A 13,663-nucleotide genomic window follows, 5' to 3' on the forward strand; every position below is an offset into this window, starting at 1 on the left:
ATAATGCAAGTAAATAAGTTAATTTCTAGCATAACAGGAGATACACATGGCAAAAAAAATTGATGCATTAAACAAAGAATTGTTAATTGCAGCTCAAGAAGCTACAAAAGCTAAAGAAATTAAAGATTTGATAAAAAAAGGTGCTGAGGTTAATTGTGCAAATGAATGGGGCTTAAGCCCAATATTACTTGCAGCTCAAAACAACTCTGCTGTAGTAGTTTTGAATGCATTAATTAGTGCTGGGGCAGATTTAGAAGCTGTAGAACCAGAATATAAATCTAATGCGCTTCATTTAGCAGCTAATAATAGTACTAATCCAAAAATCATTTCTGCTTTAATTAAAGCAGGATGTGATATGAATGGGAAAAATTATTTAGGAGAAACTCCTTTAATTATGGCAGTAAACGGAAACAAAGAGACAAAAATTGTAACGGCCCTAATTAAAGAAGGATCTGATGTTAAAGCTACGGATTATCAAAATAAAAGTGCTTTAGATCACGCTAAAGAAATAAATAGAACTTATGTTATTAACACTTTAGAAAAGCTAGGAGCTTAAGTTTTGTGAAATAGAATAAGAGATTTCTAGATATTAACTTATAAAAAAATATACCGACCAAATTTGGTCGGTTTTATTTTGAGACAAAAAAAGCAATATTAAAAAATACTGCTTTTTTTGTTGTGCTTATTTGTGTTGTCAATAAAAGTAATTAGAGACGTGTTAGTGAAAAATGAAATTTCTCACTTACAGTTGTTATAGTATGTTATATGTTTGAATAAGTCAATATAAAATAAATAAATAATACTACAAATTTATATCATTAATGCTTAAATAAGCAATTTATCTAAAAAATTATATAAATTTTTGATAATTTGTAGAAAAACAATAAGGGAGAAGTTTGAAATATGTTAAAAAAATCTCTTCCAATAATTAAATTAGAAGAGATAAATATTAAAAATAAAAAATTATAAACTTAATTCTTTGTGAATAATCTTATCATTAATGTCTTTTGTTAATGAATCAATAGTTTCAATTACTTTTTGTGTTAGAGTATCTAAATCAAAAAGTAGATTTTCATCAAGATTGCTTCTAAATTTAACTTCGGCTTTTCCTTCTTTAACACTTCTGTTTCCAAGAGTGATTCTAATAGGTAAACCAATTAAATCAGCATCATTGAATTTTACACCAGGACTTTCTTTTCTATCATCATAAAGAACATCAACACCAGCATCAGATAATTCTTTGTATAGTTTTTCTCCGATAGCAGCGTCTTTAATAAGATTGATTAAATGTACTTGATAAGGAGCAACAGTAATTGGAAGTTTTAATCCTTTTTCATCATTGTATTCTTCTGCTAAACAAGCTAAGAATCTACCAACACCAATTCCATAAGATCCCATAATTACAGGTTTTTTCTTTCCATCAATATCAGTGAAGTAACAATTCATAGCTTCGCTATATCTTGTACCTAGTTGGAAAATATTACCCACTTCAATACCGCGGTTTTCTTTCAATTTATGACCACATAAACAAGTATACCCAGCTTTTGCACTTGCTATATCAGCAACTATTCCTTTATAGTCTCTACCATAATTGGTGTTTAATAGATGATATCCTTTTTCATTTGCACCAGCTACTAAATTGTTGCTTTTCTTAACTGAGTCATCAACTATTATTATTGCTCTAGAATCACAATTAATTGCAGAACCATAGCCAGGAACCATTTTAGCAGCTAAAATTTCTTCTTCATGAGCAGGTCTTAAAGAATTTGCTCTTGCAGCTTTTTGTAATTTGTTTTCTTCAACATCTAAGTCTCCACGAATTATAGCTACAATTAATTTTTCTTCCTCTTCACCTGTTTTATCGTTTATAAATGTTCCTACCATAAATACAGCTTTTGCAGTTTGTCTTTTTTCAATTTTTAAGAAATTGCATAAATCTTCGATTGTTTTACAATCTGGGGTTAGTACTTTTTCAATTTCTTTTTCTTCTTCTTTAAAATATTCTTTTTTAAATTCAGCAACTTGTCTATTAGCAGTGTAGTCACATTCATCACAGGTAATAATTGTATCTTCTCCAATAGGGGATAAATACATATATTCATGAGAAATCTTTCCTCCCATCATGCCTGAATCAGCACCTACTACAATTACAGGTAAGCCAGCTTTTGAGAAGATTCTAAAATAAGATGCATAGTGTTCTTTATATTGTTCGTTTAAACCTTCAATATCTTTATCAAAGCTATAACTATCTTTCATAGTAAATTCTCTTACACGAATTAAACCAGCTCTAGGTCTAGCATCATCTCTCCATTTTGTTTGGATTTGATAAATAAGTTGAGGTAATTGTTTATAAGAACCAATTTCTTGTCTTGCAATAGCAGTTGCATCTTCTTCGTGAGTCATTGCAAGCACCATGTCTCTATCAGCTCTATCATTAAAACGACTCATTTCTTTATCGATGCTATAGTATCTTCCTGTTTCTTTCCAAATATCAGCGGGATTAACTACAGGCATTAAAATTTCTTGACCACCAATTTGGTCCATTTCATCTCTAATAATTTTTTCAATTTTAGAGTTTGTTTTATAGCCTAAAGGCAAGAGAGAAAATATTCCAGCTCCCATTTGTTGTACAAAGCCTGCTCTTAAAAGATATTCATAACCTTTACTTTCTGCAGAACTTGGAGCTTCTCTTAAAGTTTTAGAAAACATTTTGCTCATTCTCATAGTTATATCTCCTGATATTGATAATTTTTCAATGTTGGTATTGTATCAAAATTGATAATTCACTACAAGTTTTTTAGTTCAATAAAAACTCTTATTTTATATAATATATAATTAATTACTGATTATGTTATATATCTTTATTTGCATGATTTTTCTTTTATGTTATAATTTGCGAACAGAAAATAGTGTAATTTTATGCTTAAATAACTTTAATTAAAGAGGTTTTTATAAAATTATAATTTTTTTATAGATTAATATTATTTAGGTTTAAAAATAAAAATAAAAAATTAGAAAAAATAAAAAATTAGGAGAAAACCATGGATGTCAAAAGCTTAAAGCAACAAGCTTTAAAAATCAGAGAAATGACAATAAGAGAAATTGGACATTTTGGCTCAGGACACATAGGTGGAAGTATGTCGATAGTAGAGTTATTAACATATTTGTACTATGAAGAATTAAGAATAGATCCAAAAGATCCAAAGAAAGAAGACAGAGATAGGTTTGTATGTTCCAAAGGACATGCAGGACCAGCAGTATATGCAACCTTAGCAAGTAAGGGATACTTTCCAGAAGAATGGTTATTAACATTGAACCAAGGTGGAACAAAACTACCAAGTCATTGTGATATGACAAAGACACCAGGAGTAGACTTTACAGGAGGATCTTTAGGACAAGGATTTTCAGCAGCAGTAGGAATAGCATTAGGACAAAAGATAAAGAAGATAGATGCAAGGACATATGTAGTAATAGGAGATGGAGAGAGCCAAGAAGGCCAAATATGGGAAGGAGCAGAAACAGCAGCCCAATGGAAACTTGGAAATCTAATAGCCTTTACAGACTTAAACAAATTGCAACTAGATGGATATACAGAAGATGTAGTAACTATGGATAACATAGATACAAGATGGTTAGGTTTTAACTGGCATGTACAAAGGATAAATGGACATGACTTTAGAGAAATAGCACAAGCCATAGAGAAAGCAAAGAAAGTAGTAGATAGACCATCAATGATAGTATTAGATACAATTAAATCATATGGCTTTATACCAGGAGAAAATACAACTGCAAACCATAGTATAGCATACGATGAAAGTGTAGCAGAGAAAGCAGTAGAAGAACTTCGAGAAAGAGAAGGAGTTAACTAATGAGAGATACAAGCGATATAAAGAATATGAGAGATGCTGTAATGGCAGCAATAAATGATTTAGCAAGCGAACATGAAGATGTAGTAATGCTAGATGCAGACTTAGCAAGTTGTATAGGCTCAAAAAGTTTCCAAGAGAAATATCCAGAAAGATTTTTCAACTGTGGAATAGCAGAAGCAAATATGATAGGAGTAGGGGCAGGATTATCATCAGTAGGATTAACCCCATTTGCACACACCTTTGGATGTTTTGCAAGTAGAAGGACCTTTGACCAATTCTTCATATCAGTAGGCTATGCACATCAAGTAATACACCTAATAGGATCAGACCCTGGAATAACAGCACAATTAAATGGTGGAACACATATGCCATTTGAAGATATAGCATTAATGAGACAAGTACCAGGGGTAGTAATAATAGACCCATCAGATGCACAAAGTATGTATGAATTAATAAGACAAGTGTATGAAAATGGAAAGACAAGCTATATAAGATCTGCAAGAAAAGGTGTAACTCATAGATACCCAGTAGGAACAAAGATAGAGTTAGGAAAGGGAATCGAGTTAAGCAAAGGAAAAGATGTAGCAATAATAGCAAGTGGACAGACAATGGTAGATGCAGCAAGTGGAGCATTAGATATTCTAAAAGAAAAAGGAATAGATGCAACATTAGTAGATTTACATACAATAAGACCATTAGACACAGACTTAATAGATGAAGTAGCAAAACGCTGTAAGAAGATATTAGTATGTGAGAATGGAAGATACAGTGGTGGAATAGGAGAAATGATTTCTTCTTATCTAGCAAAGACAAATCCAGTAAAGATGGACTTTGTAAATGTTGGAGAAAGATTTGGAGAAGTCGGAAAACTAGACTACCTAGCAAAGACCTTTGGTTTTACAGCTGAGAATATTGCTGAAAAAGCTCAAGCTCTAATTAAATAAAAGTAAAATTATTTAGGGAGTTGTTAGTGATAACAGCTCCCAATTTTTAGAGGCGATAAATGTCAATAAATGTATATGCTCATAGAGGTTTTTCTGGAATGTATCCAGAAAATACAATGATTGCTTTTTCAAAAGCAATTGAAGATTGTAATTGTAATAGGATTGAATTGGATGTTCATTTATCAAAAGATGATAATTTAGTGATAATTCATGATGAAAAAGTTGATAGAACAACAGATGGAGTTGGTTTTATAAAAGATAAAACTATTGATGAAATAAAAGCGTTAAATGCTAATTACATTTTTAATGATTTGTATCCAAAACAATCTATACCTACTTTTGATGAATATTGTGAATATATAAAAGATAAAAATGTTATTACAAATATCGAATTAAAGACAAATTTGATATATTACGATAATATTGAAGAAAAGGTTATAAATACTTTAAAACGATATAATTTATTAGATAGAGTTATAATATCTTCCTTTAATCATAGTTCAACAATAATTACAAAGCAAATTGACAAAACAATACCTTGTGGGTTATTAGTTGATTCCTCTGGCATCATAAACATTGGCAAATATGCTACTAAATTAAACATGAATGCTTACCATCCTGATGTAAAAACTTTATCTAGAGAAGTTGTTCAAGAATGCAAAGATAATAATATTCAAGTTAATACTTGGACAGTAAATTCAATGAAGGATTTGATGAATTGTGTAGATTGGGAAGTTGAAGGAATTATAACAAACTATCCTAATGTAGTAAGCAAATATATTAACGGATAAAATAATAAATGAGTAAACCAAAATATAAATTAGAAACGATTCCTGTTTGGGATGCTTTAGAAAAAGATGATGAATGCTTTTTGTGTTCTTTGATGAAAGAAGCAGAAAAACATGGAATTGATTTTTATTTAGGTTCTTCTGTAATGAATCCCGAAACTAGAGTTAAAGTAAATGAACATGGATTTTGTTTCCATCATTTTCAAGAATTAAGTAAAGCAAATAAGCCTCAAGGTTTAGCTTTAATATGTGATACTTATTTGGCTCAAAGTAGGGATAAATTAAAAAAATCTTTTACCAATTTATTAAATGTTAAACCTGGAAGAAAAACTAATAATGCTATAAAAGATTTTGAAAAAGAGTTATTAGATAGAGAAAAGGGTTGTCTTATTTGTTCTCAGATGCAAGATAGATTAAACAGATATCTTTATACAATTATATATATGGCTTTTCATGAAGAAGACTTTAAAAAAGCTTTAGCAGAAAGTAAAGGGTTTTGTTTACACCATTATAATGAATTAATTAATAATGCAGTTGATGTATTAGGGGCAAAAGATGGTGCAACCTTTATAAAATACTTAACTGAAATTGAAATAAGAAATTTAGATAGAATCGCTGATGATGTTCTTTGGCTAACTCAAAAATATAAAAGTGAAAATAAAGATAAACCATTTAATGGTTGTGAAAATGCTCATAAAAGAGCTGTCAGCAAAATGGTTGGTGATTATAGAGTAATTGATCCAATAAAAGAATAAGCTGTTAAAATCAAAACCAAAAGATTTTGGTATACTTGAATGTTAACAGCTTAATTAAAATATAATTTATTATTATTTTAGTTCATCTAAAATTGAGTGGCCAATTGTATCTTTTGGCATTTTTACATCAAAATTATCAGCAATTGTATTTCCAATTATAGCAAAAGTATCATAAATTTCTAATTCTTTAGGTTCTTTAATTTTATTAGAATAAGCTAAGAAAGGGACATATTCTCTAGTATGGTCACTTCCTGTGTATGTTGGATCGTTTCCATGATCTGCTGTAATAATTAGTAAATCATCGTCATTAAGAATATCTAATAATTCTCCTAACTTTACATCGAAGCGTTCAATTTCTTGTGCGTAACCTTGTGGGTTTCTTCTATGTCCCCATAGAGCATCAAAATCTACTAAGTTTGTAAAGCAAAGTCCTTCAAAGTTTCTTTTTGCAATTTCTATTGTTTGTTCCATACCATGAACTGAACTTTTAGATTTATTTGATTCAGTTAATCCTTCTCCATCAAAAATATCAAAAATCTTTCCAACAGAAATAACATCAAAGTTTTTTTCTTTTAATACATTTAATGCTGTTTTTCCATAAGGTTTTAGAGCATAATCATGTCTATTCGCAGTTCTTTTAAATTCACCTTTTTTTCTTCCTAAATAAGGTCTTGCGATAACTCTTCCAACTTTCCATTCATCTCTAAGTGTTAATTCTCTTGCAATTTCACAACATCTATAAAGTTCTTTTAAGTCAAAGGTTTCCTCATTTCCACAGATTTGTAAAACAGAATCTGCAGAGGTATAAACAATCATATTTCCTGTTGCAATTTCTTCTTCTGCTAATTCATCGAGAATTACTGTTCCACTTGAGCTTTTGTTTCCAATTACTTTATGTCCGGTTCTTTTTTCTAGCTCATCAATAAGTTCTTTGGGAAATCCTGTATCAGTAAAAGTTTGGAATGGGCTAGTTATATGAAGACCCATCATTTCCCAATGCCCTGTCATTGTATCTTTGCCAAGACTCTTTTCAGCAAGTTTTGTATAATATGCGAGTGGTTTTTTTACAGGTTCAACTTGTTTTAATTTACATATATTTGCTAATCCTAATTTTTGTAAATTAGGAATCTTAAAGGAATCTACACTTTCAGAAATATGAGAGAGAGTATTAACTCCAACATCCCCATATTCTTTTGAGTCAGGCATAGCTCCAACGCCAAGTGAATCGATAACGATTGTAAATATTCTTTTATATTTCATACTTTTCTCCTAGAGGCTGTCTAAGGCTTTCAGCTAAGTGCTGGTATGTTTCTTTTACAACGCTTTAATTATTTGTATAGTAATAATACTTGTAAAAAGCTATACTATCAACTCTAGAATTTTTTTTTATAAAAAAGAGCTCTTTTTAGGAGGAAAAATGGAAAATAATGAAATTATATTAAAAGCTCCTGATTGTTTTTTTGCAAATCAATTATTGGATTATTGTAAAAGGAATAATTCTTTTTTAGCTCCATATTCACCTATAAGACCTATTAATTTTCTTACTTTGGATTTTCAAGCAAATGTTTTACTAAAGAATAGAGAAGCTTGGGATAAGGATGATTCATATACTTTTTATATTTTTGAAAAAGAAAATAATCTTCTTATAGGACATATTTCTTTATCCAATATTGTAAGAGGTGCTTTTCAATCTTGTTTTATGGGATATGGATTAGATAAAGATTTTTTAAATAAAGGGTACATGTCTTTTGCTGTTAAACAAGTTGTTAATTTTGCTTTTACTACTTTAAAATTGCATAGAATTGAAGCTAATGTTATGCCAAGAAATATGAGATCATTAAAAGTTTTACAAAAAAATGGGTTTAGTGAAGAAGGTCTTGCCAAAAAATATTTAAAAATAAATGGAAAATGGGAAGACCATGTTCATATGGTAATTTTAAATGAAAATCTTTAATCTTTGTTATCAATATTATATGGGTTAACATGAACCATACAATGTTTAACATTTGGGAATTTTGTTTCGATATTGTTATGAACTTTTGCTGCAATTTCATGAGCTGCAAATAGTTTTAAATTTCCATCAACTGATATCTCAACATCTACATAACATTTATTTCCAAATTGTCTAGATTTTAATAAATCAATATCTATAACACCTTCAACTTCCATTACTTCATTTCTTATGCTATCTAGTACTTTACTAGGAATGGAGGTGTCAACCATTTTATTTATTCCATCTTTGAAAATATCGTAGGCAGCTTTTAAAATAAAGATACAAATAACTAGAGTTGCAATTGGGTCAAGAATTGGAAATCCGTTTTTTGCTCCTATAATACCTATAAGTGAACCAACAGAAGATAACGCATCTGATCTATGGTGCCAAGCATCTGCCATTAAGGCTCCGCTATTGATTTTTTTTGCTCCAAATCTTGTATACCAATACATACTTTCTTTTACAATTATTGAAGTTAATGCTGCAATTAATGCAATAGTAGTAGGTATTTGAGCATTTAAATAGCTTTTTTCAATAATTTTATTAAAGCCATTAAGTCCAATACCAAAGCCTGTTATTGCTAAAACAATTGATAATAATATAGCGGTAACGCTTTCAAAACGTTCATGACCATATTGATGGTTTTTATCTGGTTCCTTACTAGCAACTCTTATACCAATTATTACAATTATAGTTGAGAATACATCTGATAATGAATGTATTGAGTCACTTACCAATGCTTCACTATGTCCAAAGACCCCAGCAAAAAATTTAAATGCTGATAAAACTAAATTAGCTAGAATACTTGTTGTGCTAATATGTTTTACTGTTTTTTCTTCAATTGTTTTAGCCATTTTTTTAGCCCTATAAAATAATAAGGGGTATCAGTTTTGATACCCCAGTAATATTAAAATTATTTATCTTTCTTTTCCGGATAAACAACTTTTAAATGGAGATCAGATAATTGTTGATCGTCAACATATGATGGAGAATCATCCATAGGAGATGTAGCAGCAGTATTTTTAGGGAATGCTATTACTTCCTTGATTGATGTTTCTTCAGCCATAATCATTACCATTCTATCAATTCCAGGAGCGATTCCTCCATGAGGTGGAGCTCCATATTTAAATGCTTCTAATAAGTAACCGAATTTTTGTTCAGCTTCTTCTTCACTAAAGTTACAAATTTTAAAGATTTTCTTTTGTAATTCTACATCATGAATACGAATTGAACCTGAAGCGACTTCATAACCGTTTAATACTAAGTCATATAAGTCACCTTTTACTGCACCAGGATTTTCTTCTAAAGTATCTAGGTATTCAGCTTGAGGCATACTGAACATGTGGTGTGCTGCTTCCCAGTGATTTTCATCTTCATTAAATTCAAATAGAGGGAAATCAATAATCCAACAGAATTTAAAACCAGGTTGAATTAAATCTAAATCTTTACCAACTTTTGATCTAACTGCGCCAAGGCTAGTACAACATTTTTTCCAAGAGTTATGAGCTATCATAACAATTAAATCACCTTCAGTTGCACCAAAGTATGAAATTACTTTACTTTCTAAACCTACGAAGAATTTTGAAACGCCACCAGATAAGGTGTTGTTTTCGCCAACTTTTATCCAAGCTAAACCTTTAGCTCCATAAGTTTTTGCTGCCTCTTGAAGTTCATCAATATATTTTCTTGAGAAGTTTACTTTATCACTTTTTGGAATACATAGACCTTTAATTGATCCACCAGCACTTATAATGTCTTTGAATGTTGCAAAACTTGATTTTTCAGCAATTTCAATAGCATCTTTAATTTTCACATCAAAACGTAAGTCCGGTTTGTCATTACCATAAGTGTTCATACTTTCTTCATAAGATAAACGAATGAATTCTTTTGGTAGGTCGATGTTCATTACTTTTTTGAAGACTTGGTTAAACAAATCTTCCATTAATACTAAAACATCATCTCTTTTAACAAAGCTCATTTCTAAGTCTAGTTGAGTAAATTCTAGTTGTCTGTCACCACGAGCATCTTCATCTCTATAACATCTAGCAATTTGGAAATATTTGTCAAAACCACCTACCATTAAGATTTGTTTTAATAATTGTGGACTTTGTGGTAATGCAAAGAATTTTCCTGGATAGAATCTTGAAGGAACTAAGAAGTCTCTAGCACCTTCTGGAGTACTTTTGATTAAAGTTGGAGTTTCAATTTCATAAAAGTCTGTTTTATAGAAGTATTCTCTTATAGCTTTAACAAATTCATGACGTAGCTTGATTCTTTTTTGCATACCGGAAGATCTTAAATCTAAGAATCTATATTTTAATCTTAAATCTTCATTGGCTTCTGTTTCTTCATCAATCATAAAAGGAAGAGGTAAACATTTACTTAAGATTTCAATTTTTTCTGCTTTTACTTCTATTTCTCCAGTAACCATGTCTTTATTAATCATTGTATCTGGACGTTGACGAACTAGCCCTGTAACAGCAATACAAAATTCCATTCTTAATTTTGAAGCTGTTTCTTGAAGTTCTTTTGATGCATCATCATCAACAACTACTTGAGTAATTCCATATCTATCTCTTAAGTTTATAAAATGTAGTGCACCATGGTTTCTGTCTCTATGTACCCAACCATTTAATACGACTGTTTTTCCTGCGTCTGCTTTTGTTAAACTACCGCAAGTTGTAGTTCTTTGAGCGAAAGCTTCTTCTGACATAATATTTCCTCTATATTCAATAATTTAATTTATTTGATAATATTATTTTAAATAATAAATAGCAACTTGTATTATACTATAATAAATTGCAGATTATGAAAATAAAAAAATGTTATATACTTAATTATTTTTAATTTATAGTTAAAAATAAGAGTATATAACATATAGTATGTTTTTATTAATTTATTTTGTGTTTATATTTAAATCTCCTGAAACTGTTTTTAAATTAAAAGGAATACCTGTGGGAGTAGAATATTTTTTTTCATATTCTGCTTCATTAATATTTATTTCTCCACTAATAGTATCAATATTGTATTTATATTCTACATCTTTGAAGATTCCATCTATTTCTCCAGAAACGGTAGAAATATCAATTTTATCTTTTACATCAGCATAGTCTAAATCAACATCAGAGGAAGTTGTTTTTATTTTTAGCTTATCAGTAGTTATATCATTAACTGATATTTCTCCACTAATACTTGATAAAGAAGTATCACTAGAATCTAAGTTATATGTTTCAATTGATCCACTAGTTGAAGATATATTAATAACATCAGCATTTCCATTATTTAAGAAAATTTCTCCAGAGATTGTTTTTATGGATAAATCTTTTTCTGAATTAACATCAAGAAGATTTATATTACCACTAGTTGAAAAGAGTTCTAAATTTTTAAAATTAAGATTTTCATAAGCTTCAATGTTGCCACTAATTGAATTAATACGTAAATTATTTAATTCATTTGAAGGTAAATATATTGATAGTGTAGGAGTTTCATTATCAAATACAAAATTAATAAATTTCTTTTTAACTTTTTCTTTTATATTTGTCGTTCCATCTCTTTCCTCAACATCTAAATATCCATTGTTTTTTGAATTGTAAATAACTTGAGCAGTGTCATACTTATTATCAACCCAAATATTGATGTTTGCAGAAATTGTTTCAATATTTATATCATTTTTAAAATTGAATTCTGCTGTGCTAGAACCGCTATTTGAATACTTCGAGTCAAAGTAAACTATCATTATTATGATAAGTAATACTAGCATGAATATTTTATTGGCTTTTGTATCTTTTATTCTCATTTTTCCTCGTGGAATCTTTGATCCCAATCCTTTTCTTTGTCGAACATATCGTTTTCCATGGATTCAACTTTTTTCTTAAGTTCTTCATATTCTTTTCTTAATTCATCAGTTGTTTTATCAGAATAAGGATCTTCTTCTCTATTGTCATCATAGTAATAGTTTGATGAAGAGCTTTCTGCTGGTATGATAAGTGCTAAAATAATGTAAATCACTGCACCAGGGAAAAATCCTGTAAATAATACAATTAGGAATGCAAAAATTTGAAAAGTTCTTACATCTAATTCTGCCCATTGTGCGATTCCTGCACAAACCCCAAAGATACGAGCATTTCTATTTGATCTTCTAATTAATTTTATGTCTTTCATCACGATTATTCACCTTTTTTCTTTTCTTTTTCAGATTCCATAATGACTTCTAGATTGTTTATTCTAGTCATCAAATCATCAATGCCTTCTTTTAAATCGGCTCTTTCTTTTTGTCTTTCTTCTTTTATATTTGTATCAAAAACTGGAACAAAATCATCTTCTTCATAGTGTCTATGTTTTGATCTTTTTTTATAATCTTTTTTACTTCTTTTAGCATTATATTCGCTGTAAGTACCAGGTTTATAACCTCTTCTCATTTCTTCCATTCTAAGAGCGGCATTAATTTTATCACGTTCTCTTTTTTTGTTATAATCAAGATAGGTTGAAAATGCTAAGAAAGAAAAAACAATTGCAACAATCCAAACTCCCATACTACTTCTCCAATTTTTTTCTTAGTTCTGCTAATTCGCTTTCGATATCATCCATGCCTTCTAGATCTTGGAATTTTTTATCTAAATCGTCATAAGTGTTATCTAAGTCATTCATAGCTTCCATTCTATTTATTTTATCTTCCATAAAATCAAAGTTTGTATTTTTTGTTTTATGAAGGATATCTTGAGCCTTTTTCTCTTCTTCAGCTCTCTTTGTTCTTTCTTTCATTAGATTGTATTTGTTGTTTACACTTCTAAGTTTTTCTTCAACTTGTGCTATTTCATCTTTAGAAACTTTTACAAGTTCTTTAATACTTTCTAAATTTTTAAGTTCTTTATCTAAAGCTGCAACTAATTTTTTCTTTTCTAGTAAAGCTTCTTTTGCTAAATCTTCTCTATTTTTTTCGATAGCTAGCATAGCTCTACTTTGCCAATGGCTAATAGCAGATTCTAATTCTTTTACTTTTTTGTCAGCTCTTTTTTCATTTGCCATTGAAGAGGCACAGGATGTTTTTAATTCAATTAATGTGTCTTCCATTTCCGTTATCATTAATTTAATCATTTTTTCTGGATCTTCTGCTTTGTCTAATATTGAATTAATATTAGCGTTTATAATATCCATAAATCTTGAAAATACACTCATTATATTGTCTCCTTACATTAAGGTTTTGTTTTTACATATATTTATATGCAATAATGGTGCCAAAGTTTAAAAAAAATAATAAGTTTTAATTAAATTAGTATTAAATCCTTTTAATACAATAAATTATAGGCACTTTTGT

General features: G+C 29.4%; 14 protein-coding genes. 6 read left to right on the top strand and 8 right to left on the bottom strand.

Annotated features, from left to right (window positions below; genetic code table 11):
* Positions 1–46 precede the first annotated feature (46 nt).
* Positions 47–556 (top strand): ankyrin repeat domain-containing protein, encoded by a 510-nt coding sequence (locus tag ACZ5RS_RS03715; RefSeq protein ID WP_464637593.1) that lies wholly within the window; start codon positions 47–49, stop codon positions 554–556.
* 407 nt (positions 557–963) lie between these two features.
* Here ACZ5RS_RS03715 and ACZ5RS_RS03720 read toward each other — a convergent pair whose 3' ends face one another.
* Positions 964–2,724: a proline--tRNA ligase gene (locus ACZ5RS_RS03720; RefSeq protein WP_464637595.1), complete on the bottom strand. Its 1,761-nt coding sequence runs from the start codon at positions 2,722–2,724 to the stop codon at positions 964–966.
* A 317-nt stretch (positions 2,725–3,041) separates the two neighbouring features.
* Between ACZ5RS_RS03720 and ACZ5RS_RS03725 the strand changes: the two genes are divergently transcribed.
* From ACZ5RS_RS03725 to ACZ5RS_RS03740, 4 genes are read left to right on the top strand one after another with little or no spacing between them, the layout of a single operon-like run.
* Positions 3,042–3,869, top strand: coding sequence for a transketolase (locus tag ACZ5RS_RS03725; RefSeq protein WP_464637597.1), 828 nt, complete (start codon positions 3,042–3,044; stop codon positions 3,867–3,869).
* Complete coding sequence (locus ACZ5RS_RS03730) at positions 3,869–4,813, top strand: transketolase family protein (protein ID WP_464637598.1); 945 nt, start codon at positions 3,869–3,871, stop codon at positions 4,811–4,813. The genes ACZ5RS_RS03725 and ACZ5RS_RS03730 overlap by 1 nt, the downstream gene beginning before the upstream one ends.
* Before the next feature lie 59 nt (positions 4,814–4,872).
* Positions 4,873–5,604: a glycerophosphodiester phosphodiesterase gene (locus ACZ5RS_RS03735; protein ID WP_464637600.1), complete on the top strand. Its 732-nt coding sequence runs from the start codon at positions 4,873–4,875 to the stop codon at positions 5,602–5,604.
* Between the two features lie 8 nt (positions 5,605–5,612).
* Entirely contained in the window at positions 5,613–6,356 is a 744-nt protein-coding gene (locus ACZ5RS_RS03740) for a DUF6062 family protein (RefSeq protein WP_464637601.1), read from the top strand.
* Positions 6,357–6,428: 72 nt separating this feature from the next.
* On the opposite strand, the gene ACZ5RS_RS03745 is transcribed toward ACZ5RS_RS03740, so the two are convergent.
* Complete coding sequence (locus ACZ5RS_RS03745) at positions 6,429–7,616, bottom strand: phosphopentomutase (protein ID WP_464637603.1); 1,188 nt, start codon at positions 7,614–7,616, stop codon at positions 6,429–6,431.
* 157 nt (positions 7,617–7,773) lie between these two features.
* Here ACZ5RS_RS03745 and ACZ5RS_RS03750 point away from each other — a divergent pair, with 157 nt between their 5' ends.
* Positions 7,774–8,310: a GNAT family N-acetyltransferase gene (locus ACZ5RS_RS03750; RefSeq protein WP_464637604.1), complete on the top strand. Its 537-nt coding sequence runs from the start codon at positions 7,774–7,776 to the stop codon at positions 8,308–8,310.
* Here ACZ5RS_RS03750 and ACZ5RS_RS03755 read toward each other — a convergent pair.
* From ACZ5RS_RS03755 to ACZ5RS_RS03780, 6 genes are all read right to left on the bottom strand, one after another.
* A complete protein-coding gene (locus ACZ5RS_RS03755) occupies positions 8,307–9,203 on the bottom strand; it encodes a cation diffusion facilitator family transporter (RefSeq protein ID WP_464637606.1) in 897 nt (298 codons plus the stop codon). The genes ACZ5RS_RS03750 and ACZ5RS_RS03755 overlap by 4 nt on opposite strands.
* 59 nt (positions 9,204–9,262) lie before the next feature.
* Entirely contained in the window at positions 9,263–11,062 is a 1,800-nt protein-coding gene (gene aspS / locus ACZ5RS_RS03760) for an aspartate--tRNA ligase (protein ID WP_464637607.1), read from the bottom strand.
* A 183-nt stretch (positions 11,063–11,245) separates the two neighbouring features.
* Complete coding sequence (locus ACZ5RS_RS03765) at positions 11,246–12,145, bottom strand: DUF4097 family beta strand repeat-containing protein (RefSeq protein WP_464637609.1); 900 nt, start codon at positions 12,143–12,145, stop codon at positions 11,246–11,248.
* Positions 12,142–12,510, bottom strand: a complete 369-nt coding sequence (locus ACZ5RS_RS03770) for a PspC domain-containing protein (RefSeq protein WP_464637610.1) — start codon at positions 12,508–12,510, stop codon at positions 12,142–12,144. Before ACZ5RS_RS03770 ends, ACZ5RS_RS03765 begins: the two co-directional genes overlap by 4 nt.
* Before the next feature lie 5 nt (positions 12,511–12,515).
* Entirely contained in the window at positions 12,516–12,881 is a 366-nt protein-coding gene (locus tag ACZ5RS_RS03775; RefSeq protein ID WP_464637612.1) for a hypothetical protein, read from the bottom strand.
* A 1-nt stretch (position 12,882) separates the two neighbouring features.
* Positions 12,883–13,524, bottom strand: a complete 642-nt coding sequence (locus tag ACZ5RS_RS03780) for a PspA/IM30 family protein (RefSeq protein WP_464637613.1) — start codon at positions 13,522–13,524, stop codon at positions 12,883–12,885.
* Positions 13,525–13,663 lie beyond the last annotated feature (139 nt).

This window comes from Pleomorphochaeta caudata (genome assembly GCF_055395745.1).

Bases quoted from the DNA above. Each gene is read 5' to 3' on its own strand.
- ACZ5RS_RS03770 (WP_464637610.1), bottom strand. From the start codon at position 12,510: ATGAAAGACATAAAATTAATTAGAAGATCAAATAGAAATGCTCGTATC.
- ACZ5RS_RS03755 (WP_464637606.1), bottom strand. From the start codon at position 9,203: ATGGCTAAAACAATTGAAGAAAAAACAGTAAAACATATTAGCACAACA.
- ACZ5RS_RS03775 (WP_464637612.1), bottom strand. From the start codon at position 12,881: ATGGGAGTTTGGATTGTTGCAATTGTTTTTTCTTTCTTAGCATTTTCA.
- ACZ5RS_RS03740 (WP_464637601.1), top strand. From the start codon at position 5,613: ATGAGTAAACCAAAATATAAATTAGAAACGATTCCTGTTTGGGATGCT.
- ACZ5RS_RS03735 (WP_464637600.1), top strand. From the start codon at position 4,873: ATGTCAATAAATGTATATGCTCATAGAGGTTTTTCTGGAATGTATCCA.
- ACZ5RS_RS03750 (WP_464637604.1), top strand. From the start codon at position 7,774: ATGGAAAATAATGAAATTATATTAAAAGCTCCTGATTGTTTTTTTGCA.
- ACZ5RS_RS03780 (WP_464637613.1), bottom strand. From the start codon at position 13,524: ATGAGTGTATTTTCAAGATTTATGGATATTATAAACGCTAATATTAAT.
- ACZ5RS_RS03725 (WP_464637597.1), top strand. From the start codon at position 3,042: ATGGATGTCAAAAGCTTAAAGCAACAAGCTTTAAAAATCAGAGAAATG.
- ACZ5RS_RS03765 (WP_464637609.1), bottom strand. From the start codon at position 12,145: ATGAGAATAAAAGATACAAAAGCCAATAAAATATTCATGCTAGTATTA.
- ACZ5RS_RS03715 (WP_464637593.1), top strand. From the start codon at position 47: ATGGCAAAAAAAATTGATGCATTAAACAAAGAATTGTTAATTGCAGCT.
- ACZ5RS_RS03720 (WP_464637595.1), bottom strand. From the start codon at position 2,724: ATGAGAATGAGCAAAATGTTTTCTAAAACTTTAAGAGAAGCTCCAAGT.
- ACZ5RS_RS03745 (WP_464637603.1), bottom strand. From the start codon at position 7,616: ATGAAATATAAAAGAATATTTACAATCGTTATCGATTCACTTGGCGTT.
- ACZ5RS_RS03730 (WP_464637598.1), top strand. From the start codon at position 3,869: ATGAGAGATACAAGCGATATAAAGAATATGAGAGATGCTGTAATGGCA.
- aspS (WP_464637607.1), bottom strand. From the start codon at position 11,062: ATGTCAGAAGAAGCTTTCGCTCAAAGAACTACAACTTGCGGTAGTTTA.